Origin of the sequence: Klebsiella aerogenes KCTC 2190 (assembly GCF_000215745.1) — a bacterium.
Taxonomy (GTDB): domain Bacteria; phylum Pseudomonadota; class Gammaproteobacteria; order Enterobacterales; family Enterobacteriaceae; genus Klebsiella; species Klebsiella aerogenes.
Window position 1 is genome coordinate 962,101 of sequence record NC_015663.1, and the last position, 20,088, is coordinate 982,188.

At 56.1% G+C, this 20,088-nt stretch carries 17 protein-coding genes; 7 read left to right on the plus strand and 10 right to left on the minus strand.

Going from position 1 to position 20,088, the window contains the following annotated elements; genetic code table 11:
* Nucleotides 1–5: 5 nt before the first annotated feature.
* Together aaeA and aaeX are read right to left on the minus strand one after the other, a co-directional pair.
* Nucleotides 6–938: a p-hydroxybenzoic acid efflux pump subunit AaeA gene (aaeA, locus tag EAE_RS04690; protein ID WP_015369469.1), complete on the minus strand. Its 933-nt coding sequence runs from the start codon at nt 936–938 to the stop codon at nt 6–8.
* 7 nt (nt 939–945) lie between these two features.
* Nucleotides 946–1,149, minus strand: coding sequence for a p-hydroxybenzoic acid efflux pump operon protein AaeX (aaeX, locus tag EAE_RS04695; RefSeq protein ID WP_002918640.1), 204 nt, complete (start codon nt 1,147–1,149; stop codon nt 946–948).
* 130 nt (nt 1,150–1,279) lie between these two features.
* Here aaeX and aaeR point away from each other — a divergent pair, with 130 nt between their 5' ends.
* Entirely contained in the window at nt 1,280–2,209 is a 930-nt protein-coding gene (gene aaeR, locus EAE_RS04700; protein ID WP_015703623.1) for an HTH-type transcriptional activator AaeR, read from the plus strand.
* A gap of 44 nt (nt 2,210–2,253) precedes the next feature.
* Here the strand turns inward: aaeR and tldD are convergent, their stop codons facing one another.
* The 8 genes from tldD to csrD form a co-directional block, all read right to left on the minus strand.
* Nucleotides 2,254–3,699: a metalloprotease TldD gene (tldD, locus tag EAE_RS04705; protein ID WP_015369467.1), complete on the minus strand. Its 1,446-nt coding sequence runs from the start codon at nt 3,697–3,699 to the stop codon at nt 2,254–2,256.
* Nucleotides 3,700–3,813: 114 nt separating this feature from the next.
* Nucleotides 3,814–7,611 carry an AsmA2 domain-containing protein YhdP gene (gene yhdP, locus EAE_RS04710; RefSeq protein WP_047058542.1) on the minus strand — a complete coding sequence of 1,266 codons (3,798 nt, stop codon included), beginning with the start codon at nt 7,609–7,611 and terminating at the stop codon, nt 3,814–3,816.
* Nucleotides 7,612–7,700: 89 nt separating this feature from the next.
* Nucleotides 7,701–9,170 carry a ribonuclease G gene (gene rng / locus EAE_RS04715; protein WP_015369465.1) on the minus strand — a complete coding sequence of 490 codons (1,470 nt, stop codon included), beginning with the start codon at nt 9,168–9,170 and terminating at the stop codon, nt 7,701–7,703.
* A gap of 2 nt (nt 9,171–9,172) precedes the next feature.
* Complete coding sequence (locus tag EAE_RS04720) at nt 9,173–9,754, minus strand: Maf family protein (RefSeq protein WP_015703625.1); 582 nt, start codon at nt 9,752–9,754, stop codon at nt 9,173–9,175.
* An 8-nt stretch (nt 9,755–9,762) separates the two neighbouring features.
* On the minus strand, nt 9,763–10,251 hold the full coding sequence (gene mreD / locus EAE_RS04725; protein WP_015369463.1) for a rod shape-determining protein MreD: 489 nt from the start codon (nt 10,249–10,251) through the stop codon (nt 9,763–9,765).
* Complete coding sequence (gene mreC / locus EAE_RS04730; protein ID WP_015369462.1) at nt 10,251–11,249, minus strand: rod shape-determining protein MreC; 999 nt, start codon at nt 11,247–11,249, stop codon at nt 10,251–10,253. The genes mreD and mreC overlap by 1 nt, the downstream gene beginning before the upstream one ends.
* Before the next feature lie 70 nt (nt 11,250–11,319).
* The gene (mreB, locus tag EAE_RS04735) at nt 11,320–12,363 is read right to left on the minus strand and encodes a rod shape-determining protein MreB (RefSeq protein WP_002918653.1); all 1,044 of its coding nucleotides are present in this window, start codon (nt 12,361–12,363) and stop codon (nt 11,320–11,322) included.
* A gap of 300 nt (nt 12,364–12,663) precedes the next feature.
* Nucleotides 12,664–14,604, minus strand: a complete 1,941-nt coding sequence (csrD, locus tag EAE_RS04740) for an RNase E specificity factor CsrD (protein WP_015369461.1) — start codon at nt 14,602–14,604, stop codon at nt 12,664–12,666.
* Nucleotides 14,605–14,818: 214 nt separating this feature from the next.
* Here csrD and acuI point away from each other — a divergent pair, with 214 nt between their 5' ends.
* The 6 genes from acuI (at nt 14,819) to accC (ending at nt 20,001) form a co-directional block, all read left to right on the plus strand.
* Nucleotides 14,819–15,793, plus strand: a complete 975-nt coding sequence (gene acuI, locus EAE_RS04745) for an acrylyl-CoA reductase (NADPH) (RefSeq protein WP_015703626.1) — start codon at nt 14,819–14,821, stop codon at nt 15,791–15,793.
* A 77-nt stretch (nt 15,794–15,870) separates the two neighbouring features.
* Nucleotides 15,871–16,872 carry a protein-methionine-sulfoxide reductase catalytic subunit MsrP gene (msrP, locus tag EAE_RS04750; RefSeq protein ID WP_015369459.1) on the plus strand — a complete coding sequence of 334 codons (1,002 nt, stop codon included), beginning with the start codon at nt 15,871–15,873 and terminating at the stop codon, nt 16,870–16,872.
* Nucleotides 16,872–17,471, plus strand: a complete 600-nt coding sequence (gene msrQ, locus EAE_RS04755; protein ID WP_015703627.1) for a protein-methionine-sulfoxide reductase heme-binding subunit MsrQ — start codon at nt 16,872–16,874, stop codon at nt 17,469–17,471. Before msrP ends, msrQ begins: the two co-directional genes overlap by 1 nt.
* A 233-nt stretch (nt 17,472–17,704) precedes the next feature.
* Nucleotides 17,705–18,157, plus strand: coding sequence for a type II 3-dehydroquinate dehydratase (gene aroQ / locus EAE_RS04760; RefSeq protein ID WP_015369457.1), 453 nt, complete (start codon nt 17,705–17,707; stop codon nt 18,155–18,157).
* 22 nt (nt 18,158–18,179) lie between these two features.
* The gene (gene accB / locus EAE_RS04765; RefSeq protein WP_015369456.1) at nt 18,180–18,641 is read left to right on the plus strand and encodes an acetyl-CoA carboxylase biotin carboxyl carrier protein; all 462 of its coding nucleotides are present in this window, start codon (nt 18,180–18,182) and stop codon (nt 18,639–18,641) included.
* 10 nt (nt 18,642–18,651) lie between these two features.
* A complete protein-coding gene (gene accC / locus EAE_RS04770; RefSeq protein ID WP_015369455.1) occupies nt 18,652–20,001 on the plus strand; it encodes an acetyl-CoA carboxylase biotin carboxylase subunit in 1,350 nt (449 codons plus the stop codon).
* Nucleotides 20,002–20,088: the final 87 nt, after the last annotated feature.

Here is a 20,088-nt window from a genome sequence, read left to right on the forward strand (position 1 = left end):
GGCGATTAACCAAACTCACGTAAGCGCATGGCGACTTTCTGGAAGAAGTTGGCCTGACTGGCGTCGCGATCTTCTTTACCGGTAATGACGACGGTTGCGGTGGTGCCCGACGGCCAGAGGTTGCCCTGCTGCTGGTCAAGACGAATACGTACCGGCACGCGCTGCGCCAGACGCACCCACTCAAGGTTGGAGTCAACAGAGGCCATCCCTTTTGTATCGCTGCTGCTGCTGGCGTTAGTCACGCCCGCGGCAACGCTGTCAACGGTACCTTTTATCACCTTACTACTGCCGAGCGGAGTGATTTCGGCGCGATAGCCCGGACGCACGCCTTCCAGCTTAGTCTCTTCCAGGTATGCCATCACGTAGAAGGTATTTTGTTTCACCAAAGCGACCGCGGTCGAACCGCGGGTGATGAATTCGCCGGCGTAGACGTTCAGGTTGGTCACCCAGCCGTCGGCCGGCGCGCGAATCACCGTGCGTTCGAGATCCAGTTTGGCTAAATCGCGGCTGGCCACCGCTTTCGCCAGCTGATGCTCTACGGTTTGCAGCACGTTGTTGGCCTGGTCAATCTCTTCGCGCGACATCGCCTGCACGCCGAGCTTGTTACGGCGCCCGGCTTCAACGCGTTTTTCCTGAGCCAGCGTCTGGTAATAGGAGACATCAGCTTGCGCCTCCGCCAGCGCTTTTTGGTAACGAGGTTGGTCAATAACGAACAATACCTGGTCTTTCTTAACCAGTTGGTTATCCTTGACATTCACCTGTGAAATGAGCCCAGACACATCCGGGGCGATGGCGACGATATCGGCGCTAAAGCGCGCATCGCGCGTCCACGGCGACGCGGTGTAGTACACCCATGCGCGAAAAATAGCGATAAACGCCAGAATAACCAGTATCACAGTGATGGCAGTACGCAGGATATTTCTTGTTAGTGTTTTCACATCGACCTCAAACGAACAAGCGCGATATCAGATAAAACAGACAGCAATACAGCGCAGTATTAAACAGTGCAGGGTGCCAGACAAAATCATAAATACCGGTCGGAACCAGCAAACGGTGCACCAGCCAGAAGATAGCTAGCGACAATAGCAGCTCAAAGAAGATCGGCGGAAACGATAAGCCGAAAATCACTATGACAGGAAACAGACTCATGATGACCTTGATAAGAAGCGTACAGGTGGTAGCGTGATGCGTTTATTATGTAGCTAACTATATATTAACGTAACAATTGCAGCCTTATCTATAATATGTGATCTAAATCACTTTTAAGCCAGAGTGAATAATGGAACGACTAAAACGCATGTCGGTGTTCGCCAAAGTGGTTGAGCTGGGCTCTTTCACCGCCGCCGCACGCCAGCTCCAGATGAGCGTTTCATCTATCAGCCAGACCGTTGCTAAACTGGAAGACGAGCTACAGGTAAAGCTGCTCAACCGCAGCACCCGCAGCCTGGGCTTAACAGAAGCGGGTAAAATTTATTACCAGGGCTGCCGAAGAATGCTCTTTGAAGCGCAGGACGTCCATGAACAGCTGTATGCCTTCAACAATACTCCCATCGGCACGCTGCGCATCGGTAGCTCTTCAACTATGGCACAGAATGTGCTGGCGCGCATAACCGCCGAAATGCTCAAAGAATATCCGGGTTTATCGATTAATCTGGTGACCGGCATCCCTGCGCCAGACCTGATTGCCGATGGCCTCGACGTGGTAATACGCGTCGGCGCATTGCAGGATTCCAGCCTCTTCTCACGGCGGCTGGGCTCGATGCCGATGGTGCTCTGCGCGGCGAAAAGCTATCTTCAGCACGCGGGATGCCCGGAAAAACCGGCGGATCTCGCCAGCCACTCGTGGCTGGAATATAGCGTACGGCCAGATAATGAGTTCGAAATTATCGCCCCGGAGGGGATCTCAACACGCCTGATCCCACAAGGGCGTTTCGTCACTAACGATCCGATGACGCTGATCCGCTGGCTGACTGCCGGCGTTGGCGTGGCCTACGTTCCGCTGATGTGGGCGATCGACGAGATCAATCGCGGTGAACTGGAGATCCTGCTGCCGAGCTATCAATCGGATCCGCGGCCGGTCTATGCGCTGTATACCGAAAAAGACAAACTGCCGCTGAAGGTGCAGGTATGTATTAACTATCTGACGGATTATTTTGTCGAGGTGGCGAAGATCTATCAGGGAATGCACGGGCGCGGGATGACCCGTTAATTGACATCCCGGCAGCGGCTTCGCGCCGCCGGGACCAGGGGTTATCAGGCAGTGCCGCCAACGGTAAGGTTGTCGACTTTCAGCGTCGGCTGGCCGACGCCGACCGGCACGCTCTGCCCTTCTTTACCGCATACGCCAACGCCGCTATCCAGCTTCAGGTCGTTACCGACCATAGAAATCTGCTGCATCGCTTCGATACCGGAACCGATTAGCGTCGCGCCTTTGACTGCCTTGGTCACTTTGCCTTTTTCAATCAGATAAGCTTCCGAGGTCGAGAAGACAAATTTACCGGAGGTGATATCCACCTGGCCGCCGCCGAAGTTCGGCGCATAGATACCGTAATCGACCGATTCGATAATCTCCTGCGGCGTCGACTTACCGGCCAGCATATAGGTGTTGGTCATCCGCGGCATCGGCAGATGCGCATAGGATTCACGGCGACCATTACCGGTCGGCGCAACGCCCATTAAACGCGCGTTGAGCTTATCCTGCATATAACCTTTCAGGACACCGTTTTCGATAAGCACATTGTATTGACCCGGCGTACCTTCGTCATCAATCGCGACCGAGCCACGGCGATCGGCCATGGTGCCGTCATCCACGACGGTGCACAGTTCAGAGGCGACTAATTCGCCCATGTGACCGCTGAAGACCGAGGTGCCGCGACGGTTAAAGTCACCTTCCAGACCGTGGCCGACGGCTTCATGCAGCAGCACGCCAGGCCAGCCCGCGCCAAGAACTACCGGCAGCATTCCGGCTGGCGCGGCAACCGCGGACAGATTGACTAATGCCATACGTACCGCTTCACGCGCCCAGACATCCGCCCGTACGTCGCCATCCAGCGGCGCAAGGAAATAATCATAGCCAAATCGCCCGCCGCCACCGCTGGCGCCGCGCTCGCGTTTGCCGTCTTCCTCCACCAGCACGCTCACGGAGAGGCGAACCAGCGGACGGACATCAGCGGCCAGCGTCCCGTCCGTTGCCGCCACCAGGATAAGCTCGTAGACGCCGCTCAGGCTGGCGGAAACTTCCTGCACGCGCTTATCGGCAGCACGCGCCACCTTATCAACGCGGCGCAGGATATCCAGTTTCTCTTCGCGGCTCATGCTCTGCAGCGGATCGACGCTGGTATAGAGAGAGCTGTATTCCACCGCGCCGAGCGTCTGCACTTTGCCGTCGCCATGGTCGCGGACGATAGTACGCGCCGCCTGGGCACTCTGTTCAAGCGCCAGTTTGCTGATTTGGTCCGCATAGGCAAAACCGGTTTTCTCGCCGCTTACCGCCCGGACGCCTACGCCCTGGTCAATATTGTACGACCCATCTTTAATGATGCTGTCTTCCAGAACCCAGGATTCGTGATAGCTCGACTGAAAATAAAGATCGCCGTAATCGAGACGGCGCTCAGCCAGTTGGCCAAGAATGGCAAACAGGTCCTGATGGTTCAGGCCATTTGCCGACAGTAATTGTTCACTTACCAGGTTCAAACTCATCGTTACGCTACTCGTTTGTTGCCGCCTGACACAGGGGAATGCCACGCGGCGAAAAAGATGACGGGGATAAAATGCCCTCTATTGAGAGTGCGATAATTCCCCGTACTCGTCAAATCATTGCTTTTTGTTACTGCGCGCCTGGCGCAGCACTTCATTGATTTCCGGCTGATCGATTGGACCCGTAATGCGATAGCGCAGAATCGACACTTTGTTCCACAGCGGCCCAAGCACCTTGCTGGCGGCAAACACCGCCGCGCCGACGATCGGGTTGACGGCGAATGCCGCCGCTACGCCGACGGTGGCCGAAATTTCCGGCGCCACCACCGCTTGTAAATCTAAACGACGGCGCACCAGATCGACCGAACCTTTCATCGCAATGTCGGCTTCAAGGCCATCCACCAGCGTATCATCCGTATTCAGCACGCCGTCTTTAATCCACGCCGTACTGCGAATCGAATCAAACCAGAACCCTTCCTGGAAGGTGTCGCTGAAATCGAAGCGTAGCTTACGCAGCAGCGCGTCAACGCTCAATAGCCTTAACAACTGACCGGCATGACCGGTGCTCAGGTCAGTAAACTCGCCTTTGCCGAGGCGGCTTTTGAGGATCCCGTTCAGCGAAGCGACATCAGGCTGCCATGGCGGCGCGCGCCAGTGCAGATCGTAATCGACATCAAACGACGACCCTTTCACCGGCGTCGAGACACCGAAGAAGTTGACGAAGTCGTCCGTTTTATTGCCGTGAAGCTTGCCTTTCAGCGAGGTACGTACGCCGCCCGGCGCATTTACCCAGACGCCATCGGTAGTGAGTCGGCCAAAGCCGGTATCCACCAGGCCATTACTGAGGGTGAGCGTATCGCCCTTGATATCGAAGTCACCGTCGATTCGTCCATATTTTTGCCCCCACAGCCAGCACTCTTTACAGCGCAGCTGTAAATCCGGCCAGCCGTGGAAATCCAGACGGGTATCAGCCAGCGGGCCGCTCTCTTTTTTCGCCGTACCGCTGTTATCGCTGGAAGGGTTGTAATAGAGGTAGCGAATAGCCGCCAGCCAGGGGGCATTCTTATGCATCGTCAACGTGGCATTGATTTCACGCCCCTGCGCCTCCACCTTCGAGCCGCTACCGTCAGGCTGAGAGACCAGACTGACGTTATTCCAGTTCTGCCCGGCGAAGGCCAGCGACGGTGTACGAAGCGTCACGCGCTCCGGGAAAGCCATATTACTGCTCACTTCGTTGACGGCGCCTTGCTGGAACAACGCTAGCCATTGCGCGCCATCCATCGCCGGCATGTTGAGCTCGACGCCTGATGCTTCAGGCAGCGACGGAATCGCTTTGCTGTCGGAGGTCAGAATCGCCCGATCGAGCGTCAGCTTGTTATTCAGTAACCAGCGGCTATTGACGTGGTTCTTGCTGCCGATGTTGCCGGTCAAATCGAAGCTGCTTAAGCCGCCGGTCACGTTGATTTTCACCGGCAACGGCTCACCCGCCGATTTATTCACCGGCGCAGGTAAGTGACTACTCACATTTTTCAGATCGCCGTTGATATCGACTTTGTAGCTCGCGCTACCGCGATACGGTAACTCAATGGCCACTTTGCCGTCCCAGGGGATGCTGCCGCTGAGTTCATCATTGACCGCTTTCGGCAGCAGGCCGGTACGCGTCGGCTGCCAGTTAGCGTTCATGCCGACGTCAACGAGGAAGGCTTTCGCCCCTTCAGTGGTGGTGAAATTGAGGTTCAACGGTTGATTAAACCAGGTCGCGCTTAGCGGCCCGCTTTTTAAATCTCCGTTTTCGAAGCTGAACTGACCATTGAGATTCTTCAGCGTCGCGTCAATCGGCTTGATAAACAGATCGTTATTTTTCAGCCGCACATCGCCTTTGGCGGTGGTCATCTCGCCATCAAGCGGGATAGCAAGATGTAAGCGAGCGCTCACATTACCATCAAGCTGCAGTTCATCCAGCGCCGAGCCGAGCGTATCCTTCAGCGGGGTCTGTTTGAAATAAGGGCCGACCTCTTTACCAGGGCCGTTAACATCGGCATCGATAAACAGTTTTTCATGGGAATAGTCGGGGATCACCGCGTCAAGGTTGCTGGCAGTAACGTTGCCCAGCATCGCTTTATCCGCCTTCATCCACAGGCCGTTATTGACGAAGTTAAGGTTGATATCCAGTCCGGTCAGCGCCGGCCAGTCCGGCTGGAAGGCGAAAGTCGCGTTCTTCAGCGGTACCGAGACCTGGAATTGGCCTTCGTTATGCTCATAGGGGAACTGATGTGGGTTGCCGCCGTAAACCAGGGTGGCATTGCTGGCCTGGCCGCCCTTAATTGCGCCGCTCAGGTAATCCACCAGCGCTTTGCCCATCAGATTTTCCGGGAAATAGCGCCACGCCTGGCCGCCATCATTGGTACTGATACCCGCCAGGATGCCTAACCACGGCTCATCGCCTGCTGGCTGCAGATAGCGGAAGCCGCCGCGCGCGCGAACGCCGGTTGCCTGCACGTCGATATCGCGGCCATCCAGCATAAAGCCCTTGCTGTTCCTTTCCCAGCTTAGAGTCGCATCGCCCTGGGCTATCTCCAGCGGTGCGCGAAAGACCGTTTCATAAGGCATTTTCGCCTGGGTCATATGCGCGCGCAGTTCGCCGTTTTCCACGCTGCCGCTCAGGCTGCCGGAAAAGTGCTCGGCTCCCGGCAGCAGCTTCCACTGCTTCCACGCCAGATCGCTCCAGTCGGCCTGGAAACGGGTCTTTTCCGTTGCCTGCAGCGGGATATCCAATGCCAACAGGTTGATTTTGCCGCTCGGCTGGGTGGTTCGCCACACTTCGCCAAAGCTCGGCGCCAGCTTATCGGCCATCGGTTGCAGACCGGTTAGCCCGCCAAGCTCGAGATTGCTGGCGCGGATGCGTAGCTCATCGCTGCGCTGATTGTTATTGCCACCCACTTCCTGCGCCGGGATCCACGCCATCGCCAGCTCGCCGCGCGGCCAGGCTTTGCCGTCTATCGAGATCCGCGTATCGGGGATGTGAAATGCCCAGCTTTGATTTTCACGCGTGATATGCCCCGTCAGGTTATCCACCGACAGCTGATGCAGATGCTTATCGCCCTGCCAGCTGGCGCCGCCTTTTTTCAGCCATACATCGCCGCTGGCGACATCGCCTTTATCGATGGTCATCCAGCCTTCGAGACTAAAGCGCGCGCTCTGCAGGGCGATGTTGTCTTGCATCCAGCGCCCGAGCCAGGGTTTAACGTCGATGTCGTCGGCCTGTAACCAGAGGCGCCCCTTGTTGAGCAGGCCATTCTCGTCACGTAAATCCATCCGCACCTGCATGACGCCGTGCTGGCCGGTGAGGCTCGAAAGGCTCAGCTGCCCCTCGGCGCGGTGGCGATTTTTACCGTTAAGCCAGGTCAGCTGTGGGATCGCCAGTTCAGCACGCTGACCGGAAATCGTCAGGAAGCTCAAATGGCTATCACGGAGAATAAAGTGGTCAAACTGGCGCAGGAACAGATCGCTGATGCGATCGGTCTTCAGGCTTGCGCCGTCGTCGTTAGTCTGGATGGGGGTATTGGTGTGAATTTGCAGTTGCCAGAAGGTCAGGTCGCGGAACTGCCAGCGCATATGCAGCAGACTTTGCCAGACGTCGAGGGCAAGGGTAACCCGTTTGATCGTCATTTCGCCACCGTCTTTCAAGGTGGCTTTAATATCGCGAACGTCCAGCGTCGGGCCGAAGTTTTCCCAGTTGGCGTTGATCTGTGAGGCATCAACCGCGACCCCGGATACCGCGGTAATTTTCTCCAGCAGTTGGGGACGCCAGTTATTTAGCTGCGGCAATGCCAGACGCAGGCCACTCACCAGTAGCGCAACAATCACCACCACGGTTGCCACGGTGAGCAGTAATATCCCGGGCCATCGCCTCAACGCATCTCTCCTTGTCAGCCTGTTACGCTTTATCCTTCAGCCCGCCTGTTTACCGCCCCCGACGCCATCGGGAGCGACAGGCTGAATGATTACATCATTACCACATCGAACTGCTCTTGATTATAGAGCGGCTCAATTTGCACTTTGACCTGCTTGCCGACAAAGATTTCGACTTCCGCCAGCGCGTGGGACTCTTCCCCTTTCAGCGCTTCCGCGACGGCAGGTGAAGCATAGACCAGGAAGCGGTCTGAGTCATACGCATGATGCACACGAACTATTTCGCGCATGATCTCATAGCAGACCGTTTCGACCGACTTTACCGTGCCGCGCCCATGACAGGTAGGACACTCGTTACACAGCACATGTTCCACGCTTTCGCGGGTGCGCTTGCGGGTCATCTCGACCAGCCCCAGCTGCGAGAAGCCGTTAATGCTGGTTTTCACCCGGTCTTTACTCAGCGCCTGCTCCAGGGAATGCAGTACCCGACGACGATGATCTTCATTATTCATATCGATAAAATCAATGATGATAATGCCGCCCAGGTTACGCAGACGCAGCTGGCGCGCGATAGCCTGCGTGGCTTCAATATTGGTATTGAAGATGGTGTCGTCGAGATTACGGTGGCCAACAAACGCCCCGGTATTGATATCGATGGTGGTCATCGCTTCGGTCTGATCAATGATCAGATAGCCGCCTGACTTCAGCTCGACTTTACGCTCCAGCGCGCGTTGGATTTCGTTCTCAACGTCAAAGAGATCGAAAATCGGCTGGCGGCCGCTGTAATGTTCCAGCTTGCTGGTCATTTCCGGAATGTATTCCGCGGTGAACTCCAGCAGCGCCTCGTAGGTCAGGCGCGAATCCACGCGAATGCGGTCAAGCTGAGCGTCGGCGAAATCGCGCAGCACGCGCTGGGCCAGCGCCAGCTCGCCGTACATCTGATAGCGGGTCTGGTTGCGCTTTTTGCGCTCCATGACTTTGGTCCAGACGCGCTTAAGGTAGGCCGCATCCGCCGCCATCTCTTGCTCATGCACGCCTTCCGCCGCGGTGCGGATAATAAACCCGCCCTGCTCGTCGCAATATTCGGTGACCACGCTTTTCAAACGTTCGCGCTCGGCCTCGCTTTCAATACGCTGCGATACGCCGACGTGCGAAGCGCCCGGCATAAAGACCAGATAGCGGGAAGGTATGGTAATGTCGGTGGTCAGACGCGCGCCTTTGGTACCCAGCGGGTCTTTCACCACCTGCACCATCAGGTCCTGGCCCTGACGCACCAGCTCGGAAATATCGCGAACGGTAAACTGCTTCTGCTCTTCACCCGCCACGCACTCGGTGTGCGGCATGATATCGGAAGCATGCAGAAAGGCGGCCTTATCCAGGCCAATATCTACAAAAGCCGCCTGCATTCCAGGCAACACACGACTGACACGACCTTTGTAGATATTGCCTACGATTCCGCGCCGCGCTTCTCTCTCAATATGAATTTCCTGCAGGATCCCGCCATCGATATACGCGACGCGCGTCTCGGATGGCGTTACGTTAACTAATAATTCAGCCGTCATCTTTATCCCTTTTCTTCACGCAGTGAGTTAAAGTTACTCAGCAACTCATACGTTTCCACCAGCGGTAAGCCGACTACGGCGTGATAGCTGCCATTTATCTTCCTGACAAAACAACCACCCAACCCTTGAATACCGTATGCGCCTGCTTTATCTAAAGGTTCGCCGCTGGCTACGTAGGTAGCGATATCCTGCTCGGAGAGCAGACGGAAGGTCACTTCCGTCACCACCAGGCAATCCAGCGTTTGCTGCTTATCCGCCAACGCCACCGCGGTCATCACCTGGTGGGTTTTTCCGGAAAGCATGCGAAGCATTTCTGCGGCGTGCCCGGCGTCGCGCGGCTTTTCCAGCACTTCGCCGTTAAGAATGACAATCGTATCCGCGCCCAACACCGGCAGATCGCGCGGCGCCATCGCCACGCCAGCCAGCGCTTTTTCGCGCGCCAGACGCACAACGTAATGCGCAGCGCTCTCCTGCGGGCCGCGTCGTTCCTCAATACCCGGAACCAGACGTTCGAAAGAGAGACCAAGCTGAGTTAGCAGTTCCTGCCGACGCGGGGAACCAGAAGCCAGATACAGAGTTGTCATATCAACCTTTATTGAACCGCAAATTGCTGACGCACTTTACGCATTAGCAGGAATAGCCACGGCCAGAGCACACCGTTTACTACACTACTCCAGAACACTTCCGGACGGAAAGAGACGTTGATCACTAAAAACTCTGCCCAGAAAACAATGATATCAACGGCAAGAGACAACAGCATGACCACCAGCGCCTGTTGCCAGAGCGCCAGATTACGGAACAGCTGATATTTTAAAGCGACCAGATAGGCGACAATACTTAACGACAGCGCGCGTACGCCGAGGGTCGAACCGCTGATGAGGTCGAGAATCGCCCCCATCACAAATCCGGTACCGACGTTAACCCGGTGCGGCAGCGCGAGGATCCAGTACAACAGAATCAACAACACCCAGTTTGGCCGGAAGACGGTGATGTCCTGCGGCCAGGGCATAATCTGCAGCAATAGCGCAATAAGAAACGAGAGCCAGATAACCCAGCGTCCCTGGCTACGATAACTTGCCACTATTGCCCCCCTGCTGGCAGAGGTTGCGCAGACGGCGGCGGCGTCAGGCCTGTCGCCGGCGCCGGCATCTGCGGCCCCATCGCATCAGGCGCAGGCAGCACCTGCGGCATCATTTGCATCAGGCGCTCATTGGCAACGCGGTGCACCTCTTCCGGAGTCATCGGGTTAGCGCCGTTGCGATCGGCGCCCCACAGCAGCAGCAGATAGCGCAAACGCTGCAGTCCGGCGGTCGGACGGGCCTGGATCACCGTGTATGCACGCTGAGTATCCAGACGTACCGAGGAGACTACCCCAACTGGATACCCTTCCGGGAAGCGTCCGCCGAGCCCGGAGGTCACCAGCACATCGCCGACGCGAATATCGGTATTCGCCGGCAGATGTTCAAGCTGTAAATCATCAGTACAACCGTTACCGGCAGCAATGACGCGGATATCGTTACGCAGCACCTGGATCGGCAAGGCATGGGTCGCATCGCAAATGAGCAGCACGCGGCTGGTCATTTTCGCTACCGCCACCACCTGGCCGACAACGCCCTTGTCGCTAATGACCGGTTGGCCTTCATAAACGCCATTGACGCTGCCCTTGTCGATAACGACCTGATCGCTGTAGGGATCGTTAACCGTCGAAATAACCTGGGTCACCATCTTCTGCTCATCCTGACGCAGCGGCGAGCCTAACAGCTCACGTAGACGGGCGTTTTCTTGTTTGTATTGACCCAGCATCAGCAGATCGCTGTTTTTCAACAGCAGTTCCTGACGCAGCGCGCGGTTTTCCAGTTCGAGCTGATCGCGGGTCGCCAGCGATTGCGATACGCTGTCGAGCAGTTCCCGGGGACCATTTGAGATAAAGTAGAAAGGACTGACGGCTGTATCCATGTACGTTCGAATCTGGCTGAACGTACCCAGGCGGCTGTCGGCGATAATGACGCCAAGCGCCACCAAAACCGCCAGAATAAGGCGAATCTGTAGCGACGGGCCACGGCTAAAAATTGGCTTCATAGGCTATGCGTATTCTCGTGTCAGTAAAGACCAGAGGCAGCCCTTAAGCTGCCCCAGACCTTCAGGCTGACTACTCTTCGCTGAACAAGTCGCCGCCGTGCATATCGATCATTTCCAGCGCCTTACCGCCGCCACGAGCGACGCAGGTCAGTGGATCTTCTGCAACTACGACAGGGATCCCTGTCTCTTCCATTAACAGACGGTCAAGGTTACGCAGCAGCGCGCCGCCGCCGGTCAGGACCATACCGCGCTCGGAGATATCGGATGCCAGCTCCGGCGGGCACTGTTCCAGCGCGACCATAACGGCGCTGACGATGCCGGTCAGCGGCTCCTGCAGCGCTTCGAGGATTTCGTTGGAATTGAGGGTGAAGCCGCGTGGAACGCCTTCAGCCAGGTTACGGCCGCGCACTTCGATTTCGCGTACTTCATCACCCGGGTAAGCGGAACCGATTTCGTGTTTGATACGCTCAGCGGTTGCTTCGCCGATCAGGGAACCGTAGTTACGGCGCACGTAATTGATCACGGCTTCGTCGAAACGGTCGCCGCCGATACGTACGGAAGAAGAGTAGACCACGCCGTTCAGGGAGATAACTGCGACTTCGGTAGTACCGCCGCCGATATCAACAACCATAGAACCGGTCGCTTCAGAAACCGGCAAGCCTGCGCCGATCGCGGCCGCCATCGGCTCTTCGATCAGGAAGACTTCACGAGCGCCAGCGCCCTGCGCGGATTCGCGGATAGCACGACGCTCAACCTGGGTCGCGCCAACCGGCACGCACACCAGCACGCGTGGGCTCGGACGCATAAAGCTGTTGCTATGCACCTGTTTAATAAAGTGTTGCAGCATCTTTTCAGTCACGAAGAAGTCGGCGATAACGCCGTCTTTCATCGGGCGAATCGCCGCGATATTGCCCGGCGTACGGCCCAGCATCTGCTTCGCTTCATGACCTACAGCGGCAACGCTTTTCGGCGAACCGGCACGATCCTGACGAATGGCCACAACGGAAGGCTCATTCAATACGATGCCTTGTCCTTTTACATAAATAAGGGTATTCGCGGTACCCAGGTCAATGGACAGGTCATTGGAAAACATGCCACGAAATTTTTTTAACATACTAAGGGATAATCCTGAAAGCTGGGGCGGAAAACAAAATCCGCTTACTTTACCAACCACACGCAGCAGCGACAAGGCGCAAAAATCATCTGCTACGGTGAAAATTAGTGCAGTTCATTTCCTTTGTTACAAACATTTACGAAGTCCCTTCGGCGCTGAATAAATCAGCAGCGCTCCGTGCTCTGTTTGTACCTGTCAAAGGTCAGTCTTGCGTAAGTTGCGACATTCCGGCGGGTAGACAAGCACACCCCCTTTACTATGGCGCGCGTTATTCTACGTGAAATCACGCCAAACGGCAGATCAAACCGAGTATCTTTGCGAATATTTTTTCACATTTGTGTCAAGTGGCTGTGAGGCGGCAAAAAATTCCCCCTGACCGCCGGTCACGCCGCATTGCGACAGCACCTGCCACTCGCTGCGACTGCGTACTCCCGTCGCAAAAACCTGTACCGGCATCCCTTTACAGGCTTCCACCAGACTTTGAACCAGTAACTGGTTCTCGCTGCGTTTTTCAATATTGCGCGATAGCCCTTGATGCAGCTTGATCACTTCTACGTCCAGCTGCTTGATCCAACTGGTGCCAACCAGCGTCAACCCGGCCTGAACCACAGCGACGCGAATGCCCAGCGCGTTTATCAACCGCATAACCGGGTGTAAACGGCCGATATATTGACAAACATCCGCCTCTGCAAGTTCAAAAATAATCCGCCGACGTTGTGATTTTTCGCACTGCATCATGGTATCGCGCAGCCAGCGCTGGAAACGCGGGCGAATCAGCGACTCCACGGTCACCTGCAGGGCCAGCGTTTGATCAGGCCAATAACTTAATAACGGCAGCAAACGCGTAATCTGTAGGCGATCGTACTCTTCGGCTAAGCCAAACTGCTGCACCATTGGCATATACTCGGCGGCAATCACCTCTTCTTTACCGTCATAGATGCGGCACATGAGCTCGCGATGATGTACCCGCCCATCGCGCATGACCGCCGGTTTCTGATACAAGCGCGGGCCGCCGCGGCTGAGCATCTGCTCGATAAGCGTTCGCCAGCGCACGTTACCGCGCCCCTTCTCCGGCAGCGAATCATCGTAAACCGCCCAGCTATTACTCCCCTGCAGCACGGCGTTGCGGGTGGCGGCTTCGGCGTGTTCCATCACCTGAGAGGTGGACTGGCCGCTGCGGAAGGCGCAGATGCCGATATGCATCGTGTCGTCTTTATCCAGCACCCGCGTTGACGGCAGCGCATCCATCGCCTTCAGTAACTGCCCGGCGATACTATCGGCCTCTTTAAGAGTGCGATGCGGCAATAAGACGGCGAAATCGCTACGGTGATAGCGCGCCAGTAGCGAGCCGGGATAACGCATAATAAAAGTAGACAGCAGATTAATTAGCGTGAAGTAATGCTCTTCCGCCGCCGCCCGTCCCCAGTTGTCGCGCAGCAGATCAAACTCCGGCAGGCGAATCATCATCACGATACCGTGCGCCCCCACTTTTTCCTGATCGTCCAGCAGCGTCGCCAGTTGATTATCAAAGAACAGGCGGTTGTTAAGGCCGGTTTTGGAATCCTGGGCGGCGTAGGAGCGAATCAGGGTATCCATGCGGCTGCGCTGATCGCTGGCGAACTGCAGCTCCGAGAGCAGCATATCCAGCGCGCTGCTGGTACTGGCCGGCCATTCATGAACCGAACCGCGCACCTGCGGCCCGCGCTCGCCGCTGAGAATGCGTCGCGCGCGCAGCTCCAGTAGTTCTTGCCCCGCCAGCTGGCGGCGGATCCAGCGAATCGAAAAGAAGATAATCAGCACCATGAAGCCGATGGCGAAGGAGAGCGGCGCGGTGACGTGAAGCGAGCGGAAGTAATTTACCATCGGGTCCATGTAGACCAGACGAATCGAAATTCCGGGATGTTTGAGCGAGGGTACCGTCATTTCACGATACTGATTGTTACTGCCCAGCGGACGGTAACTATCACCGCGGGTATGGCTGTAAAGCGATTTGCCGTTGAGCAGAAAATCAATATGTTCGACTTCTACCGGCGTGAGCAGCTCGTCCATTTGCGGTTCGAGCTTCTCAAAAGAGGTGGTCACCAGGCGGCTATCCAGCATCGTCGCCACCGCCTGTACGCGATTCTCAACCTTAATCTGAATGCCGTTGTAAAAGCTCAGCGACGCGCCGATCAGCGTGACAAAAATCGTCAGGCTGGTGAGCAGCGTAACAAATGCTGAGAATTTCGTCGTTAATCGCATCCCTGTGTTAACTCCGCGTGTGAATAACTACCCGATGGGCATTCGGGCCCCTTTTGAGACTTTTTCTTAAGTAAGTACTAACTTTCTGAAGCGACGCATACTACCAAAGCTGGCGTATCTGGCAATTTATTGCGTTACATCCACGTAATAATGCCGTTAGCGAGTATAGTCTGCAGAATAATTTTTCCAATCTTCAAACCGCGAGGAACCACATATGCAGGCATTAATTTTAGAACAGCAGGATGGCAAAACCCTTTCCTCGGTGCAAAACATCGATGCCAACCTGTTGCCGCCAGGCGATGTGACTGTCGATATTCACTGGTCGAGCCTCAATTATAAAGATGCGTTGGCCATTACCGGCAAAGGAAAAATTATCCGCAACTTTCCGATGATTCCTGGTATCGATTTTGCCGGTACCGTCCACGCCAGCGAAGATCCGCGTTTTCACGTTGGCCAGCAGGTATTACTCACCGGTTGGGGCGTGGGAGAAAATCACTGGGGCGGCCTGGCCGAGCGCGCCCGCGTCAAAGGCGAATGGCTGGTGGCCATGCCTGAAGGTCTCGACGGACGCAAAGCGATGGCGATCGGTACCGCAGGTTTTACCGCCATGCTATGCGTGATGGCGCTGGAAGACGCCGGCGTGCGTCCGCAGGATGGCGAGATCGTCGTAACAGGCGCCAGCGGCGGCGTCGGCAGCACGGCAGTCGCTCTGCTGCATCATCTGGGTTATCAGGTGGCGGCGGTTTCCGGGCGCGAAAGTACCCATGACTATCTGAAAAGCCTCGGCGCGCAGCGTATTTTGGGCCGCGACGAGTTCGCTGAGAGCCGTCCGCTGGAAAAACAAATCTGGGCGGGTGCTATCGATACCGTCGGCGATAAAGTGCTGGCTAAAGTACTGGCACAAATGAACTACGGCGGCTGCGTCGCGGCCTGCGGCTTGGCGGGCGGTTTCGCGCTGCCGACCACCGTGATGCCGTTTATCCTGCGCAACGTACGCCTGCAGGGCGTCGATTCGGTAATGACCCCGCCCGCGCGCCGCGCAGAAGCCTGGTGCCGGCTGGTGCGCGATCTGCCGGAGTCTTTTTACGCGCAAAGCGCGACCGAAATAACCCTGGCCGATGCCCCGACCTTCGCCGATAAAATCATGAACAACCAGATCCAGGGACGTACGCTGGTCAAAATCGGCTAATCTGCAATTTTTCGTGACATATTCGCGATCGCGCTGCGCCTCCGTCATGCTTAGGAAAAAGTATGACGGAGGACGCCATGAAAACCAGAAAACTGACGGAAGCCGACGTAACGGCGGAATCGGTATTTAACCTACAGCGCCGCCAGGTGCTGAAAATGCTCGGTATCGGCGCGACGGCGATGTCGCTCTCAACGAAGGCCCATGCCGACCTGCTCGATTGGTTTAAAGGCCACGATCGCCCGCCGGCGCCTGCCGGAAAGGCGCTGACCTTTGATAAACCCGCAGCATGGCAAAGTAAGCTCGCCCTCACCCCGGAAGATAAAGTCGCCGGCTACAACAACTTTTATGAATTCGGCCTCGATAAAGCCGATCCGGCCGCTAACGCAGGCAGCCTGCGCACTGACCCCTGGACGCTTACCATCGGCGGCGAAGTCGCCAAACCCCTGACGCTCGATCACGACGACCTGACCCGTCGTTTCCCGCTGGAAGAGCGTATTTATCGGATGCGCTGCGTGGAGGCCTGGTCGATGGTCGTGCCGTGGGTCGGCTTCCCGCTGCATAAACTACTCGCGCTGGTGGAGCCCACCAGCAACGCCCGCTACGTCGCTTTCAAAACGCTGTATGCGCCAGAACAAATGCCTGGACAAAAAGATCGCTTCATCGGCGGCGGCCTGGCCTATCCCTATGTTGAAGGGTTGCGCCTTGATGAAGCGATGCACCCGCTCACGCTGATGAGCGTTGGCGTCTACGGGAAAGCGTTGCCGCCGCAAAACGGCGCCCCCATCCGCCTGACCGTGCCGTGGAAGTACGGCTTTAAAGGGATTAAATCTATCGTGAGCATCGAATTAACCCGCGAGCGGCCGCCGACCACCTGGAATCTGGCGGCGCCGGATGAATACGGTTTCTATGCCAATGTGAACCCGCACGTCGATCATCCGCGCTGGTCGCAGGCCAGCGAGCGGTTTATCGGCGCCGGCGGCGTACTCGACGTAAAACGCCAGCCAACGTTGCTGTTTAATGGCTATGCCGAGGAAGTCGCCTCGCTGTATCGCGGGCTTAACTTACGGGAGAATTTCTAGTGCGTCTGAGCGTTAAACAGATAGGTTGGCTGAAAGTTGCGCTGCATTTAGCCGGTTTTTTACCGCTTGTCTGGCTGTTCTGGGCCGGACATCAGGGCTATTTCAGCGCCGATCCGGCAAAGGATATCCAGCATTTTACCGGACGGATGGCGCTGAAGTTTTTGCTCGCCACCTTGCTTATTACGTCGCTGGCGCGCTACGCTAAACAGCCATTATTGATACGCACCCGCCGGTTATTAGGGTTATGGTGCTTTGCCTGGGCCACGTTGCACCTCACCAGCTATACGCTGCTGGAGCTCGGCATTAACAATCTGGCGCTACTCGGTTCCGAGATAATCAACCGTCCGTATCTCACGCTTGGTTTAATCAGTTGGTTGGTTTTACTGGCGCTGGCGGCGACGTCAACCCAGTACATGCAACGAAAATTAGGCCGTCGTTGGCAAACATTGCACAACTTCGTCTATCTGGTGGCGATCCTCGCCCCTATACATTATCTGTGGTCGGTGAAGATTATATCGCCGCAGCCGCTGATTTATGCCGGGCTGGCAACGGTACTTTTAGCCAGCCGCTACAAGAAGTTTCGCCAGTGGTGGCGCTAATCTCCGGATATGTGCAGTTCCCCGCATAACGTTTATCAACCGCGACTCTTTTTACGATAGCGGTTGATAATCTTCCCTGATAAGACCAGTATTTAGCTGCCAATTGCTACGAAATCGTTATAATGTGCGACTTTGGTTTTCCTGAAGGGGTTTTCGAACCCTGAAAAGGTGACAAGCGCGTATCGAAGGTATATTTTGTCTTTTACCCGAGGTTAGCAGGAGATAGCTGCACAATGGCTGACAAGTTTCGCATTTTGCTTTTGAACGGACCAAACCTTAATATGCTCGGCAGCCGTGAACCCGAGAAGTATGGTTCGCTAACACTGGCAGAAATTGTTAACCGTTTAACCGCAGAAGCGGAAGCGCTAAACGTGACGCTCGACCACCTGCAATCCAATGCGGAGTTCGCGCTCATCGACCGAATTCATCAGGCTAAAGACTCTGTGGACTATATCCTGATCAATCCGGCCGCGTTTACGCATACCAGCGTGGCCATCCGCGACGCGCTGCTTGCCGTGAGTATCCCGTTTATCGAGATCCACCTGAGCAACGTGCATGCGCGCGAGCCGTTCCGTCACCACTCGTATCTGTCTGATGTCGCCTCGGGCGTGATCTGCGGATTAGGTGCGGACGGCTATTCATACGCTTTACAGACGGCGGTAAAACGCCTGTCACAAACACACTAAACAAAGAGTACGGAACCCACTCATGGATATTCGTAAGATTAAAAAACTGATCGAGCTGGTTGAAGAATCAGGCATCTCCGAACTGGAAATTTCTGAAGGCGAAGAGTCTGTACGCATCAGCCGTGCAGCGCCGGCTGCTAGCTATCCGGTAATGCAGCAAGCCTATGCTGCGCCAATCGCCCAGCCTCAGGCGCCAGCCGCCGCAGCGCCGGCAGCAGCACCTGCCGCTGAAGCGAAAGCGGAAATCAGTGGTCACATCGTACGTTCCCCGATGGTCGGTACTTTCTACCGCACCCCGAGCCCGGACGCGAAAGCCTTTGTGGAAGTCGGTCAGAAAGTTAACGTGGGCGACACCCTGTGCATCGTAGAAGCGATGAAAATGATGAACCAGATCGAAGCCGACAAAGCCGGCGTGGTTAAAGCCATTCTGATCGAAAGCGGCCAACCTGTAGAATTCGACGAGCCGCTGGTTGTCATCGAGTAACGAGGCGAACATGCTGGATAAAATTGTCATCGCTAACCGTGGCGAGATCGCACTGCGCATCCTGCGTGCCTGTAAAGAACTGGGCATCAAGACCGTTGCTGTGCACTCCACCGCGGATCGCGATTTAAAACACGTATTATTAGCGGATGAGACGGTCTGCATCGGCCCGGCTCCGTCCGTAAAAAGCTATCTGAACATCCCGGCTATCATCAGCGCGGCGGAAATCACCGGCGCGGTAGCGATTCACCCGGGTTACGGTTTCCTTTCCGAGAACGCTAACTTTGCCGAGCAGGTTGAGCGCTCCGGTTTCATCTTCATCGGCCCGAAAGCCGACACTATCCGCCTGATGGGCGACAAAGTGTCCGCCATCACCGCAATGAAGAAAGCTGGCGTTCCGACCGTTCCAGGTTCTGATGGCCCGCTGGGCGACGACATGGACGCTAACCGCGCGCATGCCAAACGCATCGGCTACCCGGTTATCATCAAAGCCTCCGGCGGCGGCGGCGGTCGCGGCATGCGCGTCGTGCGCAGCGACGCTGAACTGGCGCAATCCATCTCCATGACCAAAGCGGAAGCGAAAGCGGCTTTCAACAACGACATGGTCTATATGGAGAAGTACCTGGAAAATCCTCGTCACATCGAGATTCAGGTGCTGGCGGACGGCCAGGGCAACGCTATCTATCTGGCGGAACGCGACTGCTCCATGCAGCGTCGTCACCAGAAAGTCGTCGAAGAAGCGCCGGCGCCGGGCATTACCCCGGAACTGCGTCGCTACATCGGCGAACGTTGCGCGAAAGCCTGTGTGGATATCGGCTATCGCGGAGCGGGTACCTTTGAGTTCCTGTTTGAAAACGGCGAGTTCTACTTCATTGAGATGAACACCCGTATTCAGGTAGAACACCCGGTTACCGAAATGATCACCGGCGTTGACCTGATCAAAGAACAGCTGCGCATCGCGGCGGGTCAGCCGCTGTCTATCAAGCAAGAAGAAGTGCAGGTTCGCGGCCATGCGGTGGAATGCCGTATCAACGCCGAAGACCCGAATACCTTCCTGCCGAGCCCGGGTAAAATTACCCGCTTCCACGCGCCGGGCGGTTTTGGCGTGCGCTGGGAGTCTCATATCTACGCCGGTTACACCGTACCGCCGTACTATGACTCAATGATCGGTAAACTGATCTGCTACGGCGAAAGCCGTGATGTGGCGATTGCCCGCATGAAGAACGCGCTGCAGGAATTGATCATCGATGGCATCAAAACCAACGTTGAGCTGCAGATGCGCATTATGAGCGACGAGAACTTCCAGCATGGTGGCACCAATATCCACTATCTGGAGAAAAAACTCGGACTGCAGGAAAAATAATCCTGTACTCGCTGCAAAAGGCCGGATAATCCGGCCTTTTTTCTTTTTCTCTCCCCTCGACTTTTCCATGCGGTACAATCCCCGCTT

Coding starts and splice junctions, on each gene's coding strand:
- rng (WP_015369465.1), bottom strand. CDS start 9,170: ATGACGGCTGAATTATTAGTTAACGTAACGCCATCCGAGACGCGCGTC.
- aaeR (WP_015703623.1), top strand. CDS start 1,280: ATGGAACGACTAAAACGCATGTCGGTGTTCGCCAAAGTGGTTGAGCTG.
- accC (WP_015369455.1), top strand. CDS start 18,652: ATGCTGGATAAAATTGTCATCGCTAACCGTGGCGAGATCGCACTGCGC.
- mreB (WP_002918653.1), bottom strand. CDS start 12,363: ATGTTAAAAAAATTTCGTGGCATGTTTTCCAATGACCTGTCCATTGAC.
- mreC (WP_015369462.1), bottom strand. CDS start 11,249: ATGAAGCCAATTTTTAGCCGTGGCCCGTCGCTACAGATTCGCCTTATT.
- aroQ (WP_015369457.1), top strand. CDS start 17,705: ATGGCTGACAAGTTTCGCATTTTGCTTTTGAACGGACCAAACCTTAAT.
- EAE_RS04720 (WP_015703625.1), bottom strand. CDS start 9,754: ATGACAACTCTGTATCTGGCTTCTGGTTCCCCGCGTCGGCAGGAACTG.
- msrP (WP_015369459.1), top strand. CDS start 15,871: ATGAAAACCAGAAAACTGACGGAAGCCGACGTAACGGCGGAATCGGTA.
- accB (WP_015369456.1), top strand. CDS start 18,180: ATGGATATTCGTAAGATTAAAAAACTGATCGAGCTGGTTGAAGAATCA.
- aaeX (WP_002918640.1), bottom strand. CDS start 1,149: ATGAGTCTGTTTCCTGTCATAGTGATTTTCGGCTTATCGTTTCCGCCG.
- tldD (WP_015369467.1), bottom strand. CDS start 3,699: ATGAGTTTGAACCTGGTAAGTGAACAATTACTGTCGGCAAATGGCCTG.
- csrD (WP_015369461.1), bottom strand. CDS start 14,604: ATGCGATTAACGACGAAATTCTCAGCATTTGTTACGCTGCTCACCAGC.
- acuI (WP_015703626.1), top strand. CDS start 14,819: ATGCAGGCATTAATTTTAGAACAGCAGGATGGCAAAACCCTTTCCTCG.